This window comes from Mucilaginibacter psychrotolerans, assembly GCF_004519315.1.
GTDB lineage: Bacteria > Bacteroidota > Bacteroidia > Sphingobacteriales > Sphingobacteriaceae > Mucilaginibacter > Mucilaginibacter psychrotolerans.
The window spans coordinates 143,500-168,359 of the sequence record NZ_SOZE01000007.1 but is presented as its reverse complement, the minus strand read 5'-3'; the positions used below and the strand labels follow the sequence as shown (position 1 = coordinate 168,359).

Genomic DNA, 24,860 nt, shown 5'->3' with positions numbered 1-24,860 from the left:
ACCTGTGCATCCTAAAAAATCTGCACATCTGAAATTTGCACATCTGCACATTCAAAGCTTACCTTTGCGCCATTAATACTTTTAGTTATAAGCTATAACCCATTGCGCATCTGTATATGAACTACCATATAAACAACCTGCCCGAACGTACCTCGAAACCCCGTAATAAAGGCCTCACCATGGTAATGGACAAGGGTCTTAGCCTGCGCCAGGCAGAAAATTTTATTGAGATGGGTGCAGGTTATACCGATCTTGTAAAACTGGGTTGGGCAACATCCTACGTATCGCCAAACCTGGATGCCAAGCTGAAGTTGTACAAAGATGCCGGTTTACCGGTTTATTTCGGCGGAACGCTGTTCGAGGCGATGATTGTGCGCGGGCAGTTTGATGATTACTGCCGCATATTGGATAAATATCAGATGGAATATTGCGAAGTGTCTGATGGTAGTATTACCATAGAGCACGACGAGAAATGTGAATACATCCGCAAGCTGAGCAAGCAGGTTACCGTAATATCTGAAGTGGGTTCTAAAGACATTCAAAAAATATTTGCTCCCTATAAATGGATAAAGCTGATGAACGCCGAAATTGAAGCTGGTAGCTGGAAAGTGATTGCCGAAGCGCGCGAGAGCGGCAACGTAGGCATCTACCGCGATTCGGGCGAGGTAAGGCAAGGGCTGGTAGATGAAATACTCACCCAGATTCCCGAAGAAACCATTATTTGGGAAGCACCCCAAAAAGCGCAACAGGTGTGGTTCATTAAACTTATCGGTGCCAATGTGAGCCTGGGCAACATCGCCCCGGCAGATATCATCCCGCTGGAAACACTCCGTTTGGGGATAAGGAGCGATACATTCGAGCATTTTTTGAAGTAGAAACATAATAAATAATTATTCACTTTTGTAACTTTTATCACCGATTATGGGACAAGAGATTACAGCAATACTTACCAACCAAAAACTCAGCATACCCAAAGTTGTAGTCCATTTCCAAGAAGGTGAATGTTTGATTATTCCTGTAAACTTGGGCTTTTCTGCTACGAGCGAACTTATTCAGTCTGCTGCTAATTTTGATAGTTGGACTGATTTTATAGCTTTTGTTAACGATAATGAAAACGGGCGTAAGAGAGATGACGACTCATGGTCAATAGAAGACCTTATTGCGCTCATTCGTTCCTTGGGGCTTCACACTTTTATAATTGAACATTATTCGGAATGGGCAGGCATACCTGCTGACTATTGTTTTGCTGCTGTTATAGAAGATAGTGTTATTCGAGAGTCCATAGTTGATGGACAAACTGATTGGGTTAACTCATCCCGAATAGAATCATACTACGGCTTAATGGGACTATCCGGATACTGGGTGGCAAATGAAGATAGGTATTTTAGTTTCCGCCAAGCAGCCAGGAGTTATCGCAAATTGAATAATTGACTTCGGTACAAAGCCTTTGCTATCATTCAAACAACCCACTCCTCCGCCTGTTATCCTAAAAAATAACAGAACACATGAGCGAGCCCAAAGATAAATCCCCAATACAACACCCAACCGGCGAACCAAAAGTAGACGCCGCCGAACAGGACATAATCACCAATAACGAAGAATCTAACAAAATCGTCAATACAGATGATGCTGTAGCCGATATGGATGGTATTGAAACTACGTTGAGCGAGGATGAACCATCAACCGCCCTCAATGCCGACCGCGACATCACCAATAGTGAGGACGCAGACGGCGATGAACCGGTGGTAAATTAAGTAGCATTGATTTAGCGAAGGCTTTACCGAACAACGGCCCCGAATTTCCGGGGCCGTTATGATTATTTGCTGTGCGAGAATAGCCAGGGTATCAAATCGGGCTCGGCGAAGGCATCATCCCAGCTGTTGTGGCCATCATTTGGATACACAGTGTATTTAGGGCTTGCGCCGGCTTCTTTAAGCGCCGCTACCATCACGTCTGAATGGTCCGGCGGAACTACGTTATCCTTGGCCCCGTGGAAAATCCACATGGGTACTTTTTTGGCATATATAACGGCATTGTTGGTGTTGTCGCCGCCGCAGATGGCAAATGCCGCAGCAAACGTTTTGGGCTTACGCCGAAGTATCTCGAAGGTGCCCATACCACCCATAGACAGGCCGCCGATGTACACCTGCTTTTTATTGATGTAGGGCTTTTCCAGCATTTGGTCTACCAGGGCCAGCAACGCGCTCATGGCCGCGGTAGGTTCGCCACCTTCCTGAAAATGAAACTGCCGTTTGCCTAATGCGCCGGTATCAATTAATACGTTGCTCCAATAACTGTTTTTTGGGCACTGCGGATACACCACAATTGCCGGGTACTTCTTGCGGATAGTATCATCCAGGAACAGTTTTGGCCCGTATGCCAGCTGTATATCGTTATCATTGCCGCGCTCGCCGGCACCATGCAGCACAAAAATGAGCGCGTATTTTTGTTTGGAATTGAATTTTTTGGGGAACAGAATGCGGTAGGGCAGCGTATCTGTTTTGTTGATGAACGAGCCCCTGTCAAAAGCAGAGTTTACCTGCCCAGTGGCTAAAAAAGGCGATGCCAGGCATAATATGCCCAGCATCGCTATAAATAATATCTTCTTTAATGTCATCAGTATCAGTTTAAGGTAAGCCGAAAGGCATATATCAACGTAAACGTAAATAAATTATGCTTTATTCCCGTCTTGCGTCAAAATATTTCCGGTGTGCCTTATACCAATTCTAATTTTTGCCGATATACGGACTTTGAAAATCGAGCTTTTTGAGGCCCTGCTGCACTTCCGGGGCACTCATGAAAAGCTTCCAGAGCAAGCCGCTGCGGTAGTTTTCTATCATTACTACCTCCGGCCCCTGGTCTATCGCCAGGTACGATTTTCCGTACCAGTCTTTCTGCTCGCTAAAGGCATCGGTAAAGCCATATTCGCCCCAAATCTTATCGCCTAAATCGTAATAGAAATGGCGCAGCGCCTGCATCGAATATTTAGGCGTGTATGGGAATGCCGATATAGCCGCTGTTGGCGTTATCACCCCCAAATCGTTGGTGGGCGAGTGGGCGTTGTAGCCCTCGTAGTTATCGCTGGCGGTAAGGCCCCAGCAGTTTTCGCCATAGCCCTTAAACTTCTTGGGATTATCCAGGCAGTACGCACGGTTGATGAGCGTATGATTGAGGTTTTGCTCCCAGTAATCGGCGTAGCGATCTTTAAGCCCCGTAGGATTAAGACCCATGAACGAGTATTGCGAAAAGAACAGCGGACCACCGTAATCAAAACCCAGCGGCAGCCTATAACCATAAAAGGTTTGCCCGTTTTTAAAGAAATCGCTTTGCGCCCAGCCACGGTGGTAAACATCGGCACTAACGGGGTAACGCTCGCCACTTTCGGCCAGGATGTAGGTGATCAAGCATTCGTTGAAACCACGAATGGGGAAGTTCATCACCCAGCCGTTGTTAGGGCTCCAGTGCCAGTACAGGTTATCGCGGCCACCCTGGGTGTACCAGTTCCATTCTATTTCGCCCCACATCCAACTGATCACATCGCGTATGTGGCGTTCTTTTGGGGTGTTGGCCGTAAAGTATTGCTTGGCGCAGATCAAACCCTGGAACAGGTACGAGGTTTCTACCAAATCGCCGCCATCATCTTTACGGCCAAAGCGGATGGTTTTGCCCGTTTCGCCGTTGAGCCAATGCGGGAACACGCCGTGGTAGGCATCAGCCTTCCATAAAAAATCCACCATTTTGGTCATGCGGTCAACCGCCTGCTCATGCGTAACAAATTTGCGGTGGTCGGCAGCAATCAGCGCCATAATGCCGAAACCGCTGCCGCCGGTGGTAACAACTTCGTTGCCGTAATCGAAGGCTACGTTGCTGCGCTCGCGGGCCAGGCCGCTGGTGGGGTGGCCAAAATCCCAAAAGTAACGGAACGTTTGGCGCTGCACCACATCCAGCAGGGCGCTATCACTCAGGTTTTTGATAATGCCTACCGGCTTTATGCCATCGGGCACCTTAATGGCTTTTTGGGCAAAGCTGCCTGTTGCCATTAGCGAAAGCAACGACAGGAGGTATAATTTCTTCATTTCTTCGGTTTATATTGTTATAAATTGGGGCTGGTAAAGCCAAGCCCTTTCATGCCGGTTTTAATTTCGGGGCAACTCATAAATAAGTTCCAGAGCAGGCCGCTGCGGTAATTCTCTATCATTACAATCTCGGGCCCCTGGTCTATAGCCAGATACGAGCTGGCAAACCATGGGTTGGTAAGGTTGAACGCATCTTTGAAGCCATAATCGCCCCACATTTTATCGCCCAGTTTGTAGTAAAAAAAGCGAAGAGCTGCCATCGACTGCGTGGGCGTATAAGGCAGGGAGGATATTGCCGCCGTAGGTGATATTACCCCAACATCGTTTGTGGGCGAGCTGGCTGTATATCCATTTTCGATATCACTTGCGGTGAGGCCCCAGCAGTTGGCACCATAACCGGTGTTGCTATTAGGGTTGGCCACGCAGTAATTGTAATTGATGAGGCTATGCGCCTTAGCCTGGTCCTCGTAATTGGCGTAGGCATCGGCCAGGCCGGTTGGGTTTATGCCCAGGAAGGAGTAATGCTCAAAAAACAACGGACCACCCTGCGCCATGCCTAAAGGCAGCTTTACGCCATAGTAGGTATTACCGTTTTTAATGCTGCCGTTACTGGCCCAGCCGTTATCATAAACTTCCTTGGGGATGCCATGCGTTGGGGAGGAAGCCGCGAGCGCATAAACTACCAAGGCTTCATTCCAGCCGGTAATCTTCATGTTAATGGCCCATCCGTTGCTGGGGCTCCAGTGCCAGTACAGCACGTTTTGGCCGCCCTGCCTAAACCAGTCCCACTCTACGTTATTGTACAGGGTGGTGATATCGGCACGCAGGGTAGTTTCATCGCTACCTGCACCGCTGTAGTATTGGCGTGCGGTAAGCAGGCCCTCCATCAGGAAAGCGGTCTCTACCAAATCGGCACCGTTATCTAAATTACTGAAGGGTTGTACCGCCCCCGTTGCGCCGTTTAGCCAATGCGGGAACGCGCCATGGAATCTAACCGCCTTGGTTTTTAAAAAGCCTACTATCTTTTGCATGCGCGCCAAACCATCGGCACGGGTGATAAATCCACGGTTTACCGCCGCTACCATGCCCATAATGCCGAAGCCGCTGCCGCCGGTGGTTACCACATCGCCGCTGGTGTTGCGTTCGCGGGCCAGGCCGCTGGTGGGGTGGCCAAAGTCGTAAAAGTATTTAACAGTTTGTTTCTGTACCAAATCAAGCAAAGCATCGTCGCTAATCACAGGGAACTTATCTGCCGCATCTATAGCGGTAGTAAGGTTTACATCGATGCCTGATTGCAGGTAGCCACCCTTGGTTGATTTTAGCCCTGTAGCTACGCTAAGGGTGTACTTGCTGATATAGCTAAGCGTGGGCGATACAATAACCGTACTATCGGCATTTTCGTACGTAACGGTGTAGGGTATAGCAGTGCCTGCTTTATCTTTCAGGGTAACAGCTGTGCCAACGGTGCTTTTATCTAAAGCCGCTAAAAAAGACAGCTTGATCGTTGGCGTACTATTTACGTTGACGTAGGTAAAGCCACTATAGGTGCCGTTCACTTTCAGTGTATTGAAACTAAAAGATGTGGTAACCGGTGGCACGGGCGGTGCCGGCGTAGGCGAACTGCTTTTACCACAAGCAAAAAGCAATAATGATAAGTACAACCCCACATAAATCCTCAAATCTCTCATCTGTTTCCTGTTTATTAGCCTGGTAGCAAATAGTGTTCAAAATAGCTCGGTAAGTCCGCGTCGCGAGTTGACTCACCCCTGGTACGCTTCGCTGCCCGACCCTCTCTGCTGCGCAAAGAGGGTTTTAGCTTCAATTCGTTTCACCCTTACTTCTTCACCATCTTTGCAGAGCAGAGAGGGTCGACGCACGGTAGTTCCGTCGGGCCTGCCTGTCGGCAGACAGGGTGAGTCAAATATGCGAGCGATAGGAAGCGAACTTTTCTGTTTTCGAACACTAAGCCTGGTAGCCTGCGTTAAAAAATCATAAAAAAAGGCTGCCCGGCTGTTACGCCGGGACAACCTCAAACTCAATCAAATATTACTTTCCTCTGCCTTCGAGCTTAACCAGCGCACTGATGTCTGCCGCGCTCAAGGCTTTATTATAAACACGTACTTCATCAAGCTGGCCGGTAAGGAAGCTTGCCCATGGCTCTGAACCATGCGACGATGTTTGGCTCGGGCTGGTCATGAACTGAACGGTGCCAAATACAAACTTGCCAACGTTTTTCAATGCCAGCGGACCCGCGAGACCATCAAGCGTACCTGCTTTTAAAAGCGATCCGTTAAGGTAAACGCTAACTGTTGAATTAGCCTGATCGTAAGTAACGGCCATGCTGTTCCATTTATCAAATAGATTTACGGCGTTATTAATTTCAAGCGTCCGGTCGTCTGTTCCGTTAAATACGTGGATGCGGAGCTTGCCTGCATCGTTAGTACTGCCGTTTTCAATAAAAAATTCAATGTTACCCCAAAAGTTGGTGGTATTGGCCAGCGAAAACAGGCCGATGATGCCGTTAGATGGTGCCGGGGTTTTAAACCACTCGGTTACGGTAAAACTGGTAAGGCTGTTTACCGAAGCAGGCGGCGTGCCTACAATATAGCCATTGGTAGCGCCTTGCAAAGCCTCACCCTTTATGCCGGGGGTGTAACCAATGCCGGTAGCGGTACCCGCGGTGTTAGAAACGCTATCTACAGCATTGCCATTGAATGCGTAGTAGGCTACCAGGTTTGAAGGCGCAATCTCCTTGCTGCTGGTGTACCCGCCTATAGATAAAGGCGGGGCATAAGTAGAAGGATCGAACTTTTTTTGGCATGCCGATAGTCCAATCACCAATGCAGATACGGCTACCAATTGATATGTTATTTTTTTCATGACGTTCTCTTTTGAATTGATTAGTAACCTGGGTTTTGAGTTAACACGCCTGCGCTCAGATCTATTTCTGCCTGTGGCACCGGCCAAACTTCGTTTTTGCCTGCTTTCCAGCCTTTAGGACCAAATACCGCAGTACCGCGACCCTGGCGGATAACATCGAAATAACGGTCGAATTCCATAGCAAACTCTACGCGCCTTTCTTTCCATATGGCTGCCTGCAAGGCTGCTTTATCGGTAGTAGTAACCTTTGGCAATATGGCTGCGTTGCCTGCACGTGCACGTGCCCTAACCAGTTCCAGTGAGGCAATGGCCTGCGCGCTGTTGCCGGTTTCGTTTGCTGCTTCGGCATTCATCAGCAATACATCAGCATAACGTATAACGCGGATGTTTTGCTGCACACCCTCGTTGAAACCGCTTACCCACATGCTGAATGGCACGTATGATTTTTGGTTGTACATAGGATTATCGCCTGTAGCCGGTATGGCATCACCTTCGGGCGTGGTTTCTCCACGGAAAATGATGGTTGCATCGCGGCGCGGATCGCCTGCCTCGTATGCATTAGCCAAATCCTGGGTGGGTACATTAAAACCCCAGCCACCGCCGTTAGAACCCCTTACGCCCTGCACCTGGGAGTACTGCGAGTTTGACGCATCGCCGTTGCCCGGTACCAGGTCGCTTTGTATCTCGAATACTGATTCGGAATTGTTTTCGTTGTTGGTGCGGAACAGTTGCTCGTAATTAGGGAACAGCGAGTAACCCAGGCCCATCACCTGGTTAGTAAGCGCCAGCACATCGGCCCATTTTTGCTGGTACATAGCCACTTTAGCATGCAAAGCCAGCGCAGCACCCTTGGTTATACGGCCAGCATCAGCAGCGCCGTAGCTTTGTGGTAGTGTTGCAGCGGCATCGGTCAGGTCCTGCTCAACAGCGGCCCAAACCTGGGCTTTTGGCGTGCGTGGCAGGTTGTATTCAGTTGCATCTTTTGGCACATTAAGGCGCAATGGCACATCGCCAAAGGCACGCACCAGCCTGAAGTAGGCGTAAGCGCGGATAAACTTGGCTTCGGCCAGGTAACGGTTCTTCAGGTTGGCATCCATGCTAATGTTAGGCACGTTATCCAATACCTGGTTGGCAAAGTTGATAGTTTGATACTGCCCGGCCCAGAAATCGGCAATTTGGCCATCGGTAGATGATGCTGTATAGTTATCGAAGTTGTTGAAGAATGATGCATCGTTCACGCTGCTTCCTTTTTCGGCATCGTCAGAAGGTACGCTTTCTATAGCTATAGGCGCAAAAGCGATGTTCTTCCATTCGCGCAGGTTAGCGTACATGGCGTTTACGGCCTTGGTAGCGTCATCCTGCGTTTTCCAGAATTGTACGGCCGGCGTTGCTGCCTGGCGCGGTTCATCAAGGAATGATTTTTTACATGATGGTGCAGTAATTAATACTGCTGCAAAAAGCGCTATACCTGTTACCTTTTGCATATTATATTTTTTGAAGTTCATCTTTGATTCAATTAAAAAGTAACGTTTACACCAAAGTTATAAGTTGCATATAACGGATATACGCTATTATCAATCCCTGCGTTTGTAGGTGCTCCGCCAATTTCGGGGCTAAAGCCGCGGTATTTGAAGAAGCTAATAGGGTTTTGTGCGTTGGCAAAAAACCTTACCTTTTGCATAGCAGCCTTTTTAGCCAATGCCGTTGGCAGGGTGTAACCCAATTGGATATTCCTGATCCTTACGTAAGCACCGCTTTCTACATAGAAAGAGTTTGGTGCCGAGTTGGTGGTTGAGCCAACGTTTACCGATGGGTAAGTATTGGTGCTGTTAGCGCCTGTCCAGCGGTGGTCGTAAAAATCTTTGCTGAAGTTTTCGTTACCGAAACGGTAAGCAATGTTGGCATTGTAAATGCTTACGCCTGCTACGCCCTGTGCATCTATAGCCAGATCGAAGCTTTTGTAGTTGAATGAGGTGTTTAAACCGAAAGTGTATTTGGGGTTAGGGTCGCCAAGCGATATACGGTCTTTACCATCAATGATGTTATCGCCATTTTGATCTACGTATTTAAAGTCGCCCGGTTTAGCGCTCGAAGCTTGTGCCGAAGAAGCAACTTCAGCTGCAGTTTGGAATATACCCGCCACTTTGTAGCCATAAAACTCGCCGATTGGGCTACCCAATACTGTACGGGTTGATAAAGCGCCGTTTGCAAGGCCGCCACCACCTGCATAAATAGGGTTGGCACCCGTTACGGTTGATAATACTTTGTTTTTGTTGTAACCAACGTTACCGCCTATAGTATAGCTGAAATTGCTGTTTACAGTGCCTCTCCAGGTTGCAGAGAACTCTACGCCTTTGTTCACAAAATCGGCCTGGTTACCTACGATGGATCCCGAACCGGTACCTACCGATGACAGGATAGGGATAGCGAAGATGGCCTGTTGGGTTTTACGGTTGTAATAATCCAGCTCAAAGGTTAAACGGTTGTTGAGTACGCCAGCCTCTAGGCCGATATCAGTACCTACGCCGCGCTCCCAGAAAATGGTTGGAGGCACTACCGAGTTAACGCTTGCACCAGTATAAGGCGAGCCGCCGAAAATAGCAGTAAGATATGCTGCCTGTGTTACGCTCAAAGTAGTTGGGTTGAACGGTACGCCCGAGTTACCCACTTTACCCCAGCTGGCTCGTAGTTTAAGGTTATCAAATACCGTTTGGTTTGCCATGAACGGCTCTTTGCTTATTACCCAGCCTGCACCCACCGATGGGAAGTAGCCCCAAACGTTGTTGCCGTAAAACTGCGAAGCACCATCCTGCCTGATAGAGGCATTTAGCAGGTACCTGTCTTTAAACGCGTAGTTTACGCGGGCAAAGTAAGATAAAGCAGTGTTTAACGAACCGCCATCGGTTACGTTACGGCCGGTGGTGTTACCTAACGAAAGGTAGAGGTCGGCATCTCCATTGCTGTATGGCACATTTTGTGCGCTGGCATTAAAGTTGTATGATTTGTAACGCTGTGCGGTATGGCCCAATAACACGGTCAACCTGTGATCCTTAGCAAATGTATTCTCGTAGGTTAAGGTGTTTTCCCATATCCAGTTGCGGGTTTCGGTACGATTTACCGATAGTACGCTCAGGTTGTTGCGCTGCGCAAGCGTTGCGGTGTAAACCGGGGTATAGTTGCGCACTTCGGCCTGGCCTATATCTCCACCAAAGCTGGTGCGTATCTTGAAGTGCTTCAGGAAATTTACCTCGGCATATGCGTTACCGGTAAAGCGGTAGTTCTGCGAACGCTGGTTGTAAAAATCGAGCGTGGCCTGCGGGTTAAAGTTGTTACCGCCACCCAGGTTATAGTCGTTAGGGTCGCCGTAGCTGCCATCAGCATAATATACCGGCAACACAGGGCCCGCAGCATACAACTGGCGGAAGATGCTGTTGGGGATATCGTTGGATTTGCTGTATAAGCCGCTTACGTTATAGCCTAATTTAATAGCGCTAAAAGGGGTGTAATCGTTGGTTAAGCGGGCGGTGTAGCGTTTGTAATTGTTACCCTTAACGTTACCATCCTGATCCAGCATACCTATCGAGAAGTTATACTTCGATTTTTCGGTACCGCCGTTGATAGACACGTTGTGATTGGTTACGAAAGCATCCCGTAAAACCTGCTGGTACCAGTTGGTACCGGTGCCGTAGCTGTTTACATCGGTAAATAAGGGTGCACCGCCGTTAGAAACGGCCAGTTCGTTAATGGCTGTTGCATATTCGGTTGCATTGGCCATTTTTACCTGGTTGGTAACGGTTTGCCAGCCCGCGTAGCCATTGTAATTTACGGTAGCGGTGCCGGTTTTGCCACGTTTGGTGCTAACCAGCACCACGCCGTTTGCTGCGCGGATACCGTAGATAGCGGTGCTTGATGCATCTTTCAGGATACTGATGTTCTCGATGTCGCTGGGAGCTAAAAAGCTGATATCATCATACCAAACGCCATCTACCACGTAAAGTACGTTGGTGTTACCGTAAATAGTACCTGTACCGCGTATCTTAATTTCCGGCGAAGCGCCTGGGGCACCTGAGTTGGTTATCTGTACGCCGGCTACTTTACCCTGTAAAGCAGATACCGGGTTTACCGAGGCTTGTTTGGAAATTTCCTCGCCTTTAACTGATGCTACCGAACCGGTTACATCAAGCTTGCGTTGCGTGCCGTAACCTACTACAACTACCTGGTCTAGTTGGGTTGATGAGGGCTGTAATAAGATAGCAATGCTGGTTTGCCCGTTTACGGCAACCGATTGTGTGGTGTAGCCTATATAGGAGACTTGTAAAGTTGCGTTAGACGCGGCGTTTACTGAAAAAGCGCCATTGACATCGGTTTGGGTACCTGTTGTTGTGCCTTGTATCCCTACACTTACGCCAACCAGCGGCTCGCCGGTTTTAGCGTCAGTAACTTTACCTTTTACGATAATGTTTTGCGCTAAAGCGAAAGTTGAGAAAAAAGTGAACAATAGAAGTAACCCCGAGATAGTATAAATTCTCTTCATAGTGGGTAATGATTTGTAAGTACTTAGATTAATTGGTTTTTTTGACAGGACGAAGTTGCGGAGTTAATACATTTTTAACAAATAATGTTCCTCTACATTATTACATCAACGCTACAATGCTTTCTCAAAAAAGTTTCACAAAAAATATAAATAGTTGATTATTATGAATTTATGATGAACATAGTGTACAGAATACATACTACAGCAACTTCTTAAAACGGCAGGTTGCGGTATAGGTGTATGAGAGGTAATGATGTAGTGTTATAGCTCGATGAGAAACTCTACAAGGTTCTTATCATGTTCTAAATTGAGCTTTTTACGCAGCCTGTAGCGTCTGATTTCTACCCCACGGAGCGAAATATTCAGGAGCGAGGCCATTTCTTTACTGCTCATGTTCATGCGCAGGTAGGCGCACAGTTTTAGATCATTGGGTACCAGGTCGGGGTGGTCTTGTTTTAGTTTTTTGAAGAAGTTTTCGTGCGCCTCGTTAAAACTACTCTCGAAGATGTTCCAGTCGCGCTCGTCGCTCATGCCTTCGTCAATTACTTTGTGTATTTTCTTCAGTTGCTCTTCGGGCAGCTTTTTGCCGGCGCTATCTTTAAAGTTGTTTATCTCTTCACTTATCTTTTGCAGCAACTCGTTTTTGTAAACGATATTCATGGCGCTGTTGGCCAGCTCGCGGTTCTTGCTGGCAAGGTCGGCCTGCAATTGTTCGTTTTTAATGCTAATGATATGTTGCTCATTGGCAATGGCTTCCTGCCGCAGAAACTCTTCTTTTTCGCGCTGTAGTTTCTCCTGTAACTCTACCCGGTGTCGGCGCAGTTTAAGGCGGTAATAATCGCGGATGGCGTAATAGGCCAGTATGAGCATTATAATATAGAAAACGTAAGCAAGTTTGCTGGCGTACCATGGAGGTGAAACCTCGAAAGTAAACACGGTGATATCAGACAATATCTCGTCGTTTATTTTGGCCCTTACTTTAAAATGGTAGGTACCCTGATCCAGGTTGGTGAAATCTTTTTGGCCCTGTGTACTCCATTCCGACCATTGCCGCGAATACCCCTCCAGATAATACTGAAATTTTATTTTGGCCTGTCGGTAGTAAGGCAGGGTGTAAGAGATGCGGATGTTGTTTTCGGCATGGGGTACTTGCAGGTTATCCAGCATACCGCCGTTGTCTGCCATCAACGAAACCAAATCGGTAATGTTCTCAATTTTACGGATAAGTACTTTGGGGCTGTGGATGCGGCTTTGGAGCCGGGCATCCTCATCGTTCAGGATAACGAAGCCATCGTCTACGCTGATGAGGTAAATGGAGTTGTTGATTAGGTTGATGTTTTCGTAATGCTGCACCATTTGCCCGCTCAGGATACTGAAACGGTTAGAATCGATAGACAGCTTACCCGGCGCAGAAAGATCGGCCAGGGAAACGCGGCCATCGTTGATGAACCAATACTTTTTGCCAATGGCGGGTATCAGTTTGCCCGATGCGGCGAAGGTGCCCAACTTGGTATTGAGCTGTTTGTATTTCTCAAAGTGGTCGGCAATATCGTCATACACATAAAAGCCCGCGTCGGATGAGAACACCACGCGGTTATCCAAGTTGAATACGTTTACATTATAGCTGCCCGGCAATCCTTGGTGTTCGTCGTAATATTTTACCGAGGTAGCCTTTTTTAAGTCGGCACTTAAGGTGAGTTTGTAAATACCTTTATATGCGTGGCTCACCCATACCTGCCCCTTGTTGTCCTGCTCTACGTAGCGCGAGGGCTCGCCAAAGCCTGCTATCTTATGATCGAACACCCAGTTGCCCGCAGCATCCTTGCGATATATCACCAGGCCGGTATAGGTGCCTTGTATCAGTTGATAGTCGTTGAGTTTTTTGATGGTCCAGCCGCCGTTTATGCTGGATATTTTGCTGATGGTATTGCCGTTTACCTGGTAGGTGCCATCGTTATGGCCGCAAAGCAGGCGGCCATCTTGTAGGGAAAGGTCCCACACCTGGCCCTGCGAGCCGGGGATAAGCTTAAAATCGAAAGACTGGAACAGCCGCGGGTTACCTGGTATTACCCAATCACTGTAAAACAGCCCCTGGTTGGTACCCAGGTATATTTTGTTGTTGAAAATAATGCTGGAATACACCGTGCCGAAACGCCCCGTTTTATCAAAATAAAAGTATAGCGGCGAGTTTACCTCAATACGGTCGATACCGTTATCCAGGCCAGCCCAAATGTTTTGCTCTGCATCGGTATAAAGGCTTAAAACGGTATTGTTTTGTAAACCGCTCGATTTGTTGATGTGCTGTATAACGTTGCCGGCGGTGTCTATAATGACAACCCCATTGAGAATACTGCCATAGGCAAAGTATTTGCCGGGTATCTGCACGCCGTTGTTAAGCTGGTAGGTTTTCAGGAAATCGTTCGCCTGGTTGGCCCAGGGGGTAATCTGGCTTCCGTTGTAAACAAACAAACCATTTTTTGCTGTGCCGATAAGGAAACAATTGTTCTTAAAGGGCAGGATGGAAAGCACCCCGCTGTTGCCCAATATCTTGCTGCCGGGAATGAACACCAGTTTGCTTCCTTTCAATTCGAACAGGCCCTCGTCTACCTGCTCTATAAAATAGCGTGAGTTACATTTAAGCAGGAACAGGAAAGGTTTGGGGGCTTTTACTACAGTTATTTTGCCGCCCGCGTAGATAAATATAGACCCGAAGGATTGGAAGATGACCCGGTTGCCATCTACATATATCTTCCATATCTCTTCGTTGAGGAGTTGCTTGGCGTTTACCAATCCAATGAGGGAGTGGTATTTTAAAAAGCCGGCCTTATTATCTTCCCAATAGCCAAACTCGCCAAAACCGCCTGCGTATATTTTGCCCTTGCCATCGGCAGCAACCGAGCGCACAATCTGCCCGTTGGGCATATGGTAAAGCTGCCAGTATTTGCCATCGAAGGCCAGCAGCCCCTCGGCATTGCCAAAGTACATAATACCATGCTCATCGCGCGTTACCGACCAATTTTGGTTGCCACTTTGGTACTGCGCCTTGGTATAATTTTGCACATAAGGCACCCCGATGCTTTTGATATCTGCCGCAAAAGCGGCAATATTCATGAAGAGCAGGGTGAAAGCCAGCAGGACGTTTTTGCGCATAGATGATTGATAGCGATAGGTAGCCGCCAAATATTTGTACGAAAATACAGTTTTGGGATGGAATTAAACGAAATAAGCTATTAGGGTAGCTGTGCAACCTTCCGTCTGTTGAAACAGACGGCAATTAAGGTGGGTTGCGAAATATAGTATAGCCACAGATTCACCTTCATTGCCGTTCCATTTATGGAACGTTGGTTGGAAACAGACGGCAATTAAGGTGGGTTGCGAAATAATAGTATAGCCACAGATTCACCTTCATTGCCGTTCCATTTATGGAACGTTGGTTGGAAACCGACGGCAATGAAGGTGTGGAATGTGAAATATAGTATAGCCACAAATGTACCTTCATTGCCGTTCCATTTATGGAACGGTTGAGTATTTATTCCGCTAATTGCATCTTCCCTTTTTTAGCCACATTTACCGGCTGGGGTACTTTTACGTAATAACCCGTACCATCATAAACGCGTTTACGGGGGTGCGCTTTACAGGCATCGCTGCAGCAGCCATCCATGGCGGTGCCGCAGTCGTCGCACTGGGTAAAGTGCTCGTTGCACTCGGGGTTGGCGCAGTTGATCATCTTTGGCGTGGTTTTGCCGCAGTTGAGGCAGGTAGAGATCACTACCGGGTTCACGCTGTTCACATCAACCGAAAGGCGGTTATCGAAAACGTAGCATTTGCCCTCAAAATCTTCGCCGCCGGCTTCTTTGCCATATTTGATAATGCCGCCGTGCAGCTGGTACACATCGGTAAAACCCTCGTGCAACAACAGGGCAGATGCTTTTTCGCATTTGATACCGCCGGTGCAATAGGTGAGTATCTTTTTATCTTTATACTGTGCCAACTCGTTGATCATGGCCGGGAAATCGCGAAAGTTCTCTATATCCAGCGTAAGGGCATTTTTGAATTTTCCCAGGTTGTGCTCGTAGTTAGAGCGCACATCAAGCACCACCACATCGTCGCGATCTTTCATAGCCAAAAACTCTGCGGGCTCTAAATGCTTGCCGGTTTGTTTCTGCGGATTGATCACTTTAGGATCGCGCAGGCCCGAATGCACAATCTCCGATTTATAACGGCAGTGCATCTTCACAAAGGAAGGCTCGTCCACCTCGTCTACCTTGAAGTCGATACCGGCAAAGCGTGTATCTGCATGGAGGGTGTCCATATAAGTACGGCATGCTTCGGCAGTGCCGGAGACGGTGCCGTTCAACCCCTCTTCGGCCACAATAATGCGACCGGTTAAACCTAAGCTTTTACAGAATTTTAAATGATCGGCAGCAAATTGCTCGGCATTGGCTATTGTTGAATAACAATAGTATAGTAGTGTGTTGTATTTTGCCATAATCCATCGATACCGCTGCAAACGGTGTTAAATGAGGCGCAAAGATAGGGATTTTAGAGATTAGTTGGTTGGAGGTTAGAGGTTAGGAAGAAAATATCTTATTTCGGCAATCTTACTAACCTCTAACTTCTAACCTCCAGCCTCTAACGCTTACCTTATCCCGTAAAATATCCTAATGCCCTGCAGGTACTTTTTATTGCCCGCGTAAGAGATGCCATAATCCACCCTAAAGATAAGACGCTGCACACCCACGTAAAACTCGCGGTAGTTGGGGTTGCCCTTGGTGGTTAAGAAGTTGGCACCTATTATTTCTTCTAATTTCAGGCTGCGTAAAAAGGATACTTTGTTCAATATGGAGCCTGCGAAATTATGCTGGTAATGTGCTTCCAGGAAACCGCCGTTAGTGCTATATGTATAAAACGGCAGGAAGTGGAAGCTGCCGATATACGTTGGATCGAACGTGGTGCCCTGGTTACCTAAGTAGTGGTAGTAATCCATAAAATACAGGCGCTTATTGTTGAAATAGCCGCCTGTAGTAAGTTTAAAAGCCGAGTATCCCGCCAGCCCGATGCGGATATTGTACTGCGAAACATCTGCGGAGGCAAAATCATAGTTCACATCAGACCCCAACACACCCTCGAAGCCCTTGTGATAAGTCACCGTAAGCGTTGGGTACTTAGATGGCAGATTGAATTTGCCTGTTGGGCGGGTAATGTATTGCTGATCGAATGTAAAGGTAGCCGCCGTAGTAAACGATAGCGCCTGGTTTTCGGGGAATAAGAAAGAACGGTCATCCGGCGGGGTACCTGCAGGCGCTAAGGGGTTGTTGGAAGTGAACTCTTTGTCCTTAACATCTACCAGGTGCCCCAAATTGGTGTTGTATAATTGCGTGCGACTGGAATAGTTGAGGCTTGCGCTCCATAAAACGCCGTTGGCTACTTCGCGTTGATAGCCGAAGGCACCGAAATGCGAACGGTAATATTTTACGTAGTTGTTTTCGCTCAGGATGGTACTCAACGTGTTAAAATATAGCGAACGCGTACCCACGTTGTTCAGATCCAGCACGTCGCTGCCAAAATTTACCCAATATTTGGAGTTATGGAATGGGTCGTCGCGGTACTCGGCCAGCATATTGGTACTGAATATTTTGTTGGAGAACCCGTAGCGCAGTGCCGGGGTTACCGCAAAAGAATGGAAATCATCAATAATATGGGTGTAGCGTACCTTGGCGTTTATTCCGAAACCTTCCACCGTGTTATAATAAAACGTTTGCAGGAATGGGTAGATATACAGCGAATCCTTTTCGGTACGGTTGCTGGCATTATAACCAAATATTAGGTAGCCGGGGTAGTTGATGCCGTTTTTGGTGTGCTGCAGGGTATCCAGATAGGCTTCGGTTTTATGGTAGGCAGCCGCGCTGTCTTTTTTCTCGTAATCGCGGATTTCTAAGGCGGTTAGGGGCACGGGCCGGTTGGCAACCCAGTAAGCCGGTGTTTTTAAATTGGAGGCGGTATCTATGCGCAACACTTCGCCGGTGAAGAAGCCGTCGGGGTAGGCGGGTTCCAACTTATAGTTATTATAGATGCCCTGGTAATAGCCGCCAAATTTAAAGCCAAGTACCGAGCCCTTGAAATTAAACAGCACCGAAACCGGCATCCACACGCTATCGGTAATGGGGATGTATTGCTGCCTTACCTGCAAGGTATCTACCAAATTAAGCGAGTTGCTTTTGCCCCGCAGCATCAGGTCTACGCTGTAGATGCGCCAATCGCCCTCTACTATGTAGATGTTGCCCTTGAAAAGCTGGCCATATTCATGCTTGGGGATAACCTCAATCTTATCTATAGTTTGCCCGTTTTGTACGGTGCTTCCAATGAGTTTGTAACGGTAGAAATTGAATGCGTTAGATGCCAATGGCGATACGTAGCCTCGCGTACTAAGGCCGGGTATGCTAAATATGTTGTGGTAAAAATTAGCCTGCAGGTCGGATGCTTTGTTGTAGCCGAAGGCTGTGTTGATACCCGCGTTGCGCGAAGCGATGGTGATTTCTTTTACTTTATCGGGCGATTGGTAATTGAAAGCAGATAAAGATTCCGATTGGTACAATATGCCACGACCCAGCGAATCGAGATCCAGCGCACGGGTAACTGCCGCACTGCGCAGGGATTTTGGTGTACTCAATAATTTTTGCACGCCTTTGATATACACGGCGCAGGAGTAGCCTTTTACCTCGTTAAGGTGGGTTTCGCGTTTAGCAATCACCATACGCATAATGGTGTCGCCCGGGTCCTGGTTATTGCGCCATTTATCAGACACCTGGCTAAAGCGGAACTCCTCGTCCTGCATCTGCACATTATGTGCCTCGTCATGGTCGGTAATGGTGATAGTTTCTGCTTTTACGGCATAACCGGCAAGGCGGTAAACTACATTGTAGGTACCCGGGCTAAGCTTAAAGTGATAAACACCTTCCTCGTTGGCAGTAGTACCATAGGTAGAGCTACGGATATATACCGATGCAAAGGCAACCGGTTCGTTTTTTTGCCCGGTGATTTTGCCCGACAGGATATATTGCTGCGCATAGGCACCTAAAACGGTTGACAGCAAACAAACAAGTAGAAGTAAGTATCTTTTCATTGTGTTTAGTTTTTAAGAGTCCCTTCCATGCTTTTGCAATAAACGCTTATAGCCTCACATATATCCGCTTCTTAGAAGAGGACTTGATATGTACTTGCTCTTAGCCTTCTTTTTTGACGAAGGGTTGGGATGAGGCTGTAGATCAACAGGGAACTCTCGTTACTAAATATTTTTTTTACCAAAATGTTTGTTTACAGGCTTAATATATTAAAAATGTTGCAGGTAAGCGGTGGTTTGGCGTTTATGTTTAATTTTGCAGCCTAAACAGCTATTTCATGTACACTACATTGCAACCGGTATTACAGCAAGAACTTGCCGATATAGAAGCCGCAGGATTATATAAAAGAGAAAGAATTATTACCTCGGCGCAGGGTGCGGATATCACCGTGCAAGGCGGCCAGGAAGTGATCAACTTTTGCGCCAACAACTACCTTGGGCTATCCGGTAACCAGCGCGTTATCGATGCCGCAAAAGCAGCTATGGATACGCATGGGTATGGTTTATCATCGGTAAGGTTTATATGCGGCACGCAGGATATACATAAAGAGCTCGAAAAAAAGATAAGCGAATTTTTGGGTACAGAAGATACCATCCTTTACGCGGCGGCTTTCGATGCCAACGGCGGGGTGTTCGAGCCCTTGTTCAACGACCAGGATGCTATCATATCTGATGAGCTAAACCACGCCTCCATCATTGATGGCGTGCGCCTTTGTAAGGCCCAGCGCCAGCGCTATAAACACGATGACATGGCCGACCTGGAAGATAAGCTGAAAGCCACCCAGGGCCTGCGCCACCGTATCATTGTAACCGATGGGGCATTCTCTATGGATGGTACCATTGCCCAACTGGATAAAATTTGCGCCCTGGCCGAGCAGTACAATGCTTTGGTTATGATAGATGAGAGCCATTGCAGCGGCTTTATGGGCAAAACCGGTCGTGGCACGCACGAGCATCATCATGTAATGGGCAAGATTGATATCATCACCGGTACCTTAGGTAAAGCCCTTGGTGGTGCATCCGGCGGGTTTACCTCCGGCAGGAAAGAAATTATCGATATGCTGCGCCAGCGCTCGCGCCCGTACCTGTTTAGCAATACGCTTGCACCAGCTATCACAGGTGCTTCTATAGCGGTATTAGATATGCTGAGCGAAACCACCGATTTGCGCGATAAACTGGAAACCAATACCCAATACTTCCGCGAACAGATGACCGCTGCGGGTTTCGATATCAAGCCAGGTGTGCACCCCATAGTACCTGTAATGCTTTACGATGCCAAACTGGCACAGGAATTTGCCGCGAAGATGCTGGAAGAAGGCATTTACGTAATTGGTTTTTACTACCCTGTGGTACCGCAGGGCAAGGCCCGCATCCGCGTACAGATTTCTGCCGCACACGATAGGGAGCACCTGGATAAAGCTATCGCAGCGTTTACCAAGGTGGGTAAGGAACTGGATGTTATCAAATAAATGTTACGTATAAGTTTTTTATATTTGTACGTATAAAAGAGAGATGGCTATGGAGAATATCAAATTAACGCTTAATGTTAAAGCCGATTCTTTGCGAACCGTTAAAGAATATGCGAAACGCCGCCATACCAGTTTATCTAAAATTGTACAGAAGCTTTTTGATGAAATTGTAGAGCAGGAAGAGAGCGAAGATGCCTTTCTGAACAGACTAAAGCAAGAACCAGTTGCGCCGGAAATAGCAGCCCTAAGGGGGATATTAAAAGGTAAAGTGCCCGATGATGTTAACCTATGGGACTATAAATATGAATATTTGAAGGAAAAGCATGGCCTCTAAAATATTTGTAGATAGTGATACGCTATTAGATTTTCTATTAGATAGATCGCCGTTTGCAGACTATAGCCAATCTCTAATTAGCAAGGGCCTGCAAGGCACTATGGATTTGTGTACGTCGACATTGATTTTGGCGAACGTTCATTATTTGGTTTCGAAAAATATTAACAGGCACGCTGCCCAGATCGCGATCAAAGAAATATTAACTTTCGCAAAAATCCTTGCTTTCGATGAAGGGCACGTTAAGGCGGCTTTAGATAGTGGACATGTGGATTTTGAAGACACCATACAATTCTATATAGCTTTTACAAATCAATGCGACTTAATCATCAGCCGTAATATTAAACACTATAAGAAATTTGACATCCCGGTATTAACTGCCGAACAATTTTTAAGAACAATATTATAATGCAATCAAAAATAGATCAGTACACCGATGAGATAAAGGCTTTTACAGCTGCTAAGGCGGATGAATTGGAAGCTTTTCGTATAAAATTCTTAGGTACTAAAGGCATCATCAAGGATTTGTTCGAGCAGTTCAAAACCGTTAGTGCAGATGAGAAACGCACTTTTGGCAAGGTGCTTAATCAGTTTAAGCAGCTAACCGAAGCACGCTACGAGGAAATAAAAGAATCGCTCGTCTCTGCAACGGTAGATACTAAATCCGAAATCGATTTGACGTTGCCCGGCGATGGGCTGGAGATTGGCTCGCGCCATCCGCTGTCTTTGGTGCGTAACGAGATCATCGATATTTTCAAACGCCTGGGCTTCATAGTAGCCGAAGGGCCGGAGATTGAAGACGACTGGCATAACTTCTCGGCCCTTAACTTCCCCGAAGAACACCCTGCCCGTGATATGCAGGATACCTTTTTCGTACGCAAAGGCGACCAGGAGAATGGCGATATTGCCCTGCGCACACATACCTCATCGGTACAGGTGCGCATGATGGAGAACGGAAAACCGCCGTTTCGCGCCATTATGCCCGGCCGCGTTTATCGCAACGAGGCTATCTCGGCGCGTGCGCATTGCTTCTTCCACCAGGTAGAGGGGCTTTATGTGGACGAGAATGTTTCGTTCTCAGATCTGAAGCAGACGCTTTACCATTTTGTGCAGGAGCTTTATGGCGAAGGCACCAAAGTGCGTTTCCGCCCGTCGTACTTCCCGTTCACCGAGCCGTCGGCAGAGATGGATATCTCGTGTACCATTTGTGGTGGCAGTGGCTGCAATATGTGCAAATACAGTGGCTGGGTAGAGATATTGGGTTGTGGCATGGTAGATCCCAACGTTTTGGAGAACTCTGGCATCAACAGCAAGAAATTTACCGGCTTTGCATTCGGCATGGGTATGGAAAGAATTGCCAACCTAAAATATGTGATAAAAGATTTGCGTTTATTCTCTGAGAACGACGTTCGTTTCTTAAAGCAATTTCAAACAGAGATCATATGATGATTAATAGTGCGAGGAGAATGGTGAGTAGCGAATGGATTGCGTGGTCAATAAAAGCCATTCACCGCTTAATTGCTCACTACTTATCATTAATATTATTTGCCGTGTTGGTATTGGTGGGTTGCGGCAAGCAAGAAAATGTAGTCCCCAGCGTGCCGGTAAACTTCCGTGCATCTAGAACCGATCCTCGTTTTTCCGCACTTAACAGCATAGGCGGTTCGGTAGTCATATCCGGATACGGCGTTGCGGGCCTGTTGCTTTACAAACAGGCAGATGGCACTATAACTTGCTATGATCGCTGTAGCAGCTATCAGCCGGAGAAACTTTGTGCCGTAAGTCCCGATAATACCGGCTTTACGGCTACCGACCCATGCAGCGGAGCAAAATTTTCCCTATCAGATGGTAGCCCGGTAAAAGCACCAGCTACCAAATATCTCAGGTCCTACGTTGTAAATGCCACACAATTTGAGATATTTGTATCAAACTGATACATGGAGGCCGATAAAATTAAAGATAGTATTAAGCGGGCAGCGCAGGATCTGTTCCGAAAATTCGGTTACCATAAAACCAGCGTAAACGAAATTGCCAAGCGCGCAAAAATTGCCAAGGCTACCATTTATAAGTACTTTGAGAGTAAGGAAGCCATTTTGCACGTGCTGCTGATGGATTATATTAAGCTGAGTGTTGATGAACTCATCAACACGGATATCCCCGAAATGGATGAGGAGGCCCACCTCAATAACCTCATCATGAAAACCTGCCGCCTTTCTTACACCGTTTGCAACGAATTTATCGGCTGGGATTTTATCCGCGAAAGCACCAACTCGCAGGATTTTTTAAAGAACCTGAGCAACGAGCTGGAAGACCTGCTGGTAATGAGTTTTACCCAGCTGGCCGGCATACGCAAGCACGAAACCTACCCGCAGCGCCTGCGCTTTCTGATCAAATGCAGCAAAAGCATCGTATTTAGCTTTGCGTTTACCTCGGTAAGCGATAGCGACGTGCGAAAAAACTTCGTATCCTTTCAAAAGGAGATATTGCCTTATTTGGTGAAGGCGGCGATATTGGTTTAGTTTTAGCATTTGCCGATAATAAATCACTATTTTAGCTTTAGTTGGGAAGTTACGTCTTCGATTTGTATGGATTACATTGAAATTAAAGGGTATAAATCAATAAAAAACTGTCGGGTTGAATTTGCTCCGATAAATATACTTATTGGCGCAAATGGAGCTGGGAAAAGTAATTTTCTTTCTTTTTTCGAATTTTTGAATCGTCTTTATCATCAGAAGCTAACTGAGTATGTTGCGCTTTCAGGAGGAGAGGAAAAAATGTTACATAAAGGTAGCAAGGTTACTGATAGAATATATTCTAAAATTAAATTTGGGTTAAATGCGTATTCATTTGAAATAAAAAAAGGCGAAAATTCTTTCATCTTTACCTCCGAGGGATTATGGTACGACAATAACCCCTATGAGGATAATCCAATAAACATTGCCGACTATAATAATGAAGCAAGGATTAAAAGTTATCCTAAACCTCGTGCAAATTATATCAGAAGATATTTAAATTCTTTTACAAAGTATCATTTTCACGACACAGGGAAAAATTCTCCGTTTTCTCAGCTAAGCCATATTGAGAACGATGTATATTTTTTGTACGAAAAAGGTGAAAATCTTGCAGCTTTTTTATTCAATATTCAGCAAAAGCAACGACTAGTATATAATCGAATCGTAAAGACGATTCAAAGTATAGCTCCTTTTTTTTCTGATTTCTTTTTTCAGCCCAACAGTGAGGGTTACCTCCGACTACAATGGCAAGATAAGTATAGTTCGAATGTTTACGGGGTATCCGACCTATCAGATGGAACTATTAGGTTTATCGCATTGACAACTCTTTTCTTGCAGCCCGAATTGCCAATGACAGTAATTATCGATGAACCTGAGCTAGGATTACATCCTTTTGCAATATCCAAACTTGCGGGAATGATACAGAGCGCCGCTTCTAAAAGCGTCCAGGTGGTGATGGCTACACAATCAGCTGATCTTGTAAGTCATTTTGAAGCTCAAGACATAATTACTGTAGACCAAAAAAATGGTGAAAGCATATTTATGAGGCTAAAGGAAGAAGATTTATCAAATTGGCTGGACGAGTACAGTATTGGAGATTTATGGCAGAGAAACATTATAAAAGGCGGTCAGCCAAGTTAAATTAGGTTATGAAAAGAATCATAATCATTTGCGAGGGTCCAACCGAAATGGAGTTCTGTAAAGATGTTCTAAGCCCTTTCTTCAATTCAAAAGATATTTTTTTACAGACTCCCCTTATAAAAAAATCGGGCGGAGGCATTGTACCGTGGAGCAATTTAAAACGACAAATTGAGACCCACTTGTCACAGGATACTAATGCTATTGTGTCTACATTTATTGATTATTACGGAATTCTCCCGAGATTTCTCTTCCCTGAGTGGCAAAACGCACACAAATTAGCCGACAAGTATAGGAGGATGGATTTGCTGGAAAAGGGCATGTCAGATGATATCTCTGGTGTTATAAAGAACAGGTTCATACCATACATTCAATTACATGAATTTGAAGGATTGCTGTTTAATAATCTCCAGTCGTTTGATAATCAAATCGGGTCGAAAGATTTTCTCAATCGTCGAGAATTGGAAGCAACAATCTTACAGTTTCCGAATCCTGAACTCATTAACGATTCACCAAATAACGCGCCTTCTTATCGATTAAGAAGATTGATTAAGGGCTATAATAAAATAGTTTTCGGAAGCATCCTTGCTGAGGATATAGGTTTGAAAAGGATGCGAAAAAAAAGCGTAAGATTTAATGCTTGGTTGAAAGTTCTTGAAAATCAATGGCCATAATTCCGGCGAACTCGAGGAGTTTCGTGTAAAATTTCTTTAATAAATATTTGGAAGAGTGAAATCAATTCTTTTACTTTGTTATTCAAAGTACTTTAAAAGCTATTCATTGAGTCGCTAAAATACATC

The 24,860-nt window shown here is 46.3% G+C and carries 20 protein-coding genes; 11 read left to right on the top strand and 9 right to left on the bottom strand.

The genetic code is table 11. From position 1 onward, the window contains the following. Nucleotides 1-116 precede the first annotated feature (116 nt). The 3 genes from E2R66_RS09635 to E2R66_RS09625 all read left to right on the top strand — a co-directional run bounded on the left by E2R66_RS09635 (nt 117) and on the right by E2R66_RS09625 (nt 1,754). Nucleotides 117-875: a phosphosulfolactate synthase gene (locus tag E2R66_RS09635; RefSeq protein WP_133230035.1), complete on the top strand. Its 759-nt coding sequence runs from the start codon at nt 117-119 to the stop codon at nt 873-875. Nucleotides 876-921: 46 nt separating this feature from the next. Further along, nucleotides 922-1,431 carry a hypothetical protein gene (locus tag E2R66_RS09630; RefSeq protein WP_133230033.1) on the top strand — a complete coding sequence of 170 codons (510 nt, stop codon included), beginning with the start codon at nt 922-924 and terminating at the stop codon, nt 1,429-1,431. Nucleotides 1,432-1,505: 74 nt separating this feature from the next. Next, entirely contained in the window at nt 1,506-1,754 is a 249-nt protein-coding gene (locus E2R66_RS09625; RefSeq protein WP_133230031.1) for a hypothetical protein, read from the top strand. Between the two features lie 62 nt (nt 1,755-1,816). Here the strand turns inward: E2R66_RS09625 and E2R66_RS09620 are convergent, their stop codons facing one another. From E2R66_RS09620 to E2R66_RS09580, 9 genes are all read right to left on the bottom strand, one after another. Next, nucleotides 1,817-2,617, bottom strand: coding sequence for a carboxylesterase family protein (locus E2R66_RS09620; RefSeq protein WP_133230029.1), 801 nt, complete (start codon nt 2,615-2,617; stop codon nt 1,817-1,819). Between the two features lie 109 nt (nt 2,618-2,726). Next, nucleotides 2,727-4,076, bottom strand: coding sequence for a glucoamylase family protein (locus E2R66_RS09615; RefSeq protein WP_133230027.1), 1,350 nt, complete (start codon nt 4,074-4,076; stop codon nt 2,727-2,729). A 17-nt stretch (nt 4,077-4,093) separates the two neighbouring features. Continuing rightward, nucleotides 4,094-5,764: a glucoamylase family protein gene (locus E2R66_RS09610; RefSeq protein WP_133230025.1), complete on the bottom strand. Its 1,671-nt coding sequence runs from the start codon at nt 5,762-5,764 to the stop codon at nt 4,094-4,096. Between the two features lie 358 nt (nt 5,765-6,122). Then, a complete protein-coding gene (locus E2R66_RS09605) occupies nt 6,123-6,956 on the bottom strand; it encodes a LamG domain-containing protein (protein ID WP_133230023.1) in 834 nt (277 codons plus the stop codon). Nucleotides 6,957-6,976: 20 nt separating this feature from the next. Continuing rightward, on the bottom strand, nt 6,977-8,461 hold the full coding sequence (locus E2R66_RS09600; protein WP_192901957.1) for a RagB/SusD family nutrient uptake outer membrane protein: 1,485 nt from the start codon (nt 8,459-8,461) through the stop codon (nt 6,977-6,979). Nucleotides 8,462-8,472: 11 nt separating this feature from the next. Further along, the gene (locus E2R66_RS09595; RefSeq protein ID WP_133230021.1) at nt 8,473-11,490 is read right to left on the bottom strand and encodes a SusC/RagA family TonB-linked outer membrane protein; all 3,018 of its coding nucleotides are present in this window, start codon (nt 11,488-11,490) and stop codon (nt 8,473-8,475) included. A gap of 261 nt (nt 11,491-11,751) precedes the next feature. Continuing rightward, a complete protein-coding gene (locus E2R66_RS09590) occupies nt 11,752-14,640 on the bottom strand; it encodes a triple tyrosine motif-containing protein (protein ID WP_133230019.1) in 2,889 nt (962 codons plus the stop codon). A 379-nt stretch (nt 14,641-15,019) separates the two neighbouring features. Then, complete coding sequence (trhO, locus tag E2R66_RS09585) at nt 15,020-15,979, bottom strand: oxygen-dependent tRNA uridine(34) hydroxylase TrhO (protein WP_133230017.1); 960 nt, start codon at nt 15,977-15,979, stop codon at nt 15,020-15,022. A 150-nt stretch (nt 15,980-16,129) separates the two neighbouring features. Beyond that, a complete protein-coding gene (locus E2R66_RS09580) occupies nt 16,130-18,613 on the bottom strand; it encodes a DUF5686 family protein (RefSeq protein ID WP_133230015.1) in 2,484 nt (827 codons plus the stop codon). Nucleotides 18,614-18,888: 275 nt separating this feature from the next. Here E2R66_RS09580 and kbl point away from each other — a divergent pair, with 275 nt between their 5' ends. The 8 genes from kbl (at nt 18,889) to E2R66_RS09540 (ending at nt 24,734) form a co-directional block, all read left to right on the top strand. Beyond that, on the top strand, nt 18,889-20,079 hold the full coding sequence (kbl, locus tag E2R66_RS09575; RefSeq protein WP_133230013.1) for a glycine C-acetyltransferase: 1,191 nt from the start codon (nt 18,889-18,891) through the stop codon (nt 20,077-20,079). Between the two features lie 49 nt (nt 20,080-20,128). Beyond that, complete coding sequence (locus E2R66_RS09570) at nt 20,129-20,413, top strand: DUF6364 family protein (RefSeq protein WP_133230011.1); 285 nt, start codon at nt 20,129-20,131, stop codon at nt 20,411-20,413. Beyond that, a complete protein-coding gene (locus tag E2R66_RS09565; RefSeq protein WP_133230009.1) occupies nt 20,403-20,819 on the top strand; it encodes a type II toxin-antitoxin system VapC family toxin in 417 nt (138 codons plus the stop codon). Before E2R66_RS09570 ends, E2R66_RS09565 begins: the two co-directional genes overlap by 11 nt. Further along, nucleotides 20,819-21,856, top strand: a complete 1,038-nt coding sequence (gene pheS, locus E2R66_RS09560) for a phenylalanine--tRNA ligase subunit alpha (RefSeq protein ID WP_192901956.1) — start codon at nt 20,819-20,821, stop codon at nt 21,854-21,856. Before E2R66_RS09565 ends, pheS begins: the two co-directional genes overlap by 1 nt. Beyond that, entirely contained in the window at nt 21,853-22,344 is a 492-nt protein-coding gene (locus tag E2R66_RS09555; protein ID WP_240049274.1) for a Rieske (2Fe-2S) protein, read from the top strand. Before pheS ends, E2R66_RS09555 begins: the two co-directional genes overlap by 4 nt. Before the next feature lie 3 nt (nt 22,345-22,347). Then, a complete protein-coding gene (locus E2R66_RS09550; RefSeq protein ID WP_133230005.1) occupies nt 22,348-22,929 on the top strand; it encodes a TetR/AcrR family transcriptional regulator in 582 nt (193 codons plus the stop codon). Between the two features lie 66 nt (nt 22,930-22,995). After that, the gene (locus E2R66_RS09545) at nt 22,996-24,063 is read left to right on the top strand and encodes an AAA family ATPase (RefSeq protein WP_133230003.1); all 1,068 of its coding nucleotides are present in this window, start codon (nt 22,996-22,998) and stop codon (nt 24,061-24,063) included. A gap of 8 nt (nt 24,064-24,071) precedes the next feature. After that, a complete protein-coding gene (locus tag E2R66_RS09540) occupies nt 24,072-24,734 on the top strand; it encodes a DUF4276 family protein (RefSeq protein ID WP_133230001.1) in 663 nt (220 codons plus the stop codon). Nucleotides 24,735-24,860 lie beyond the last annotated feature (126 nt).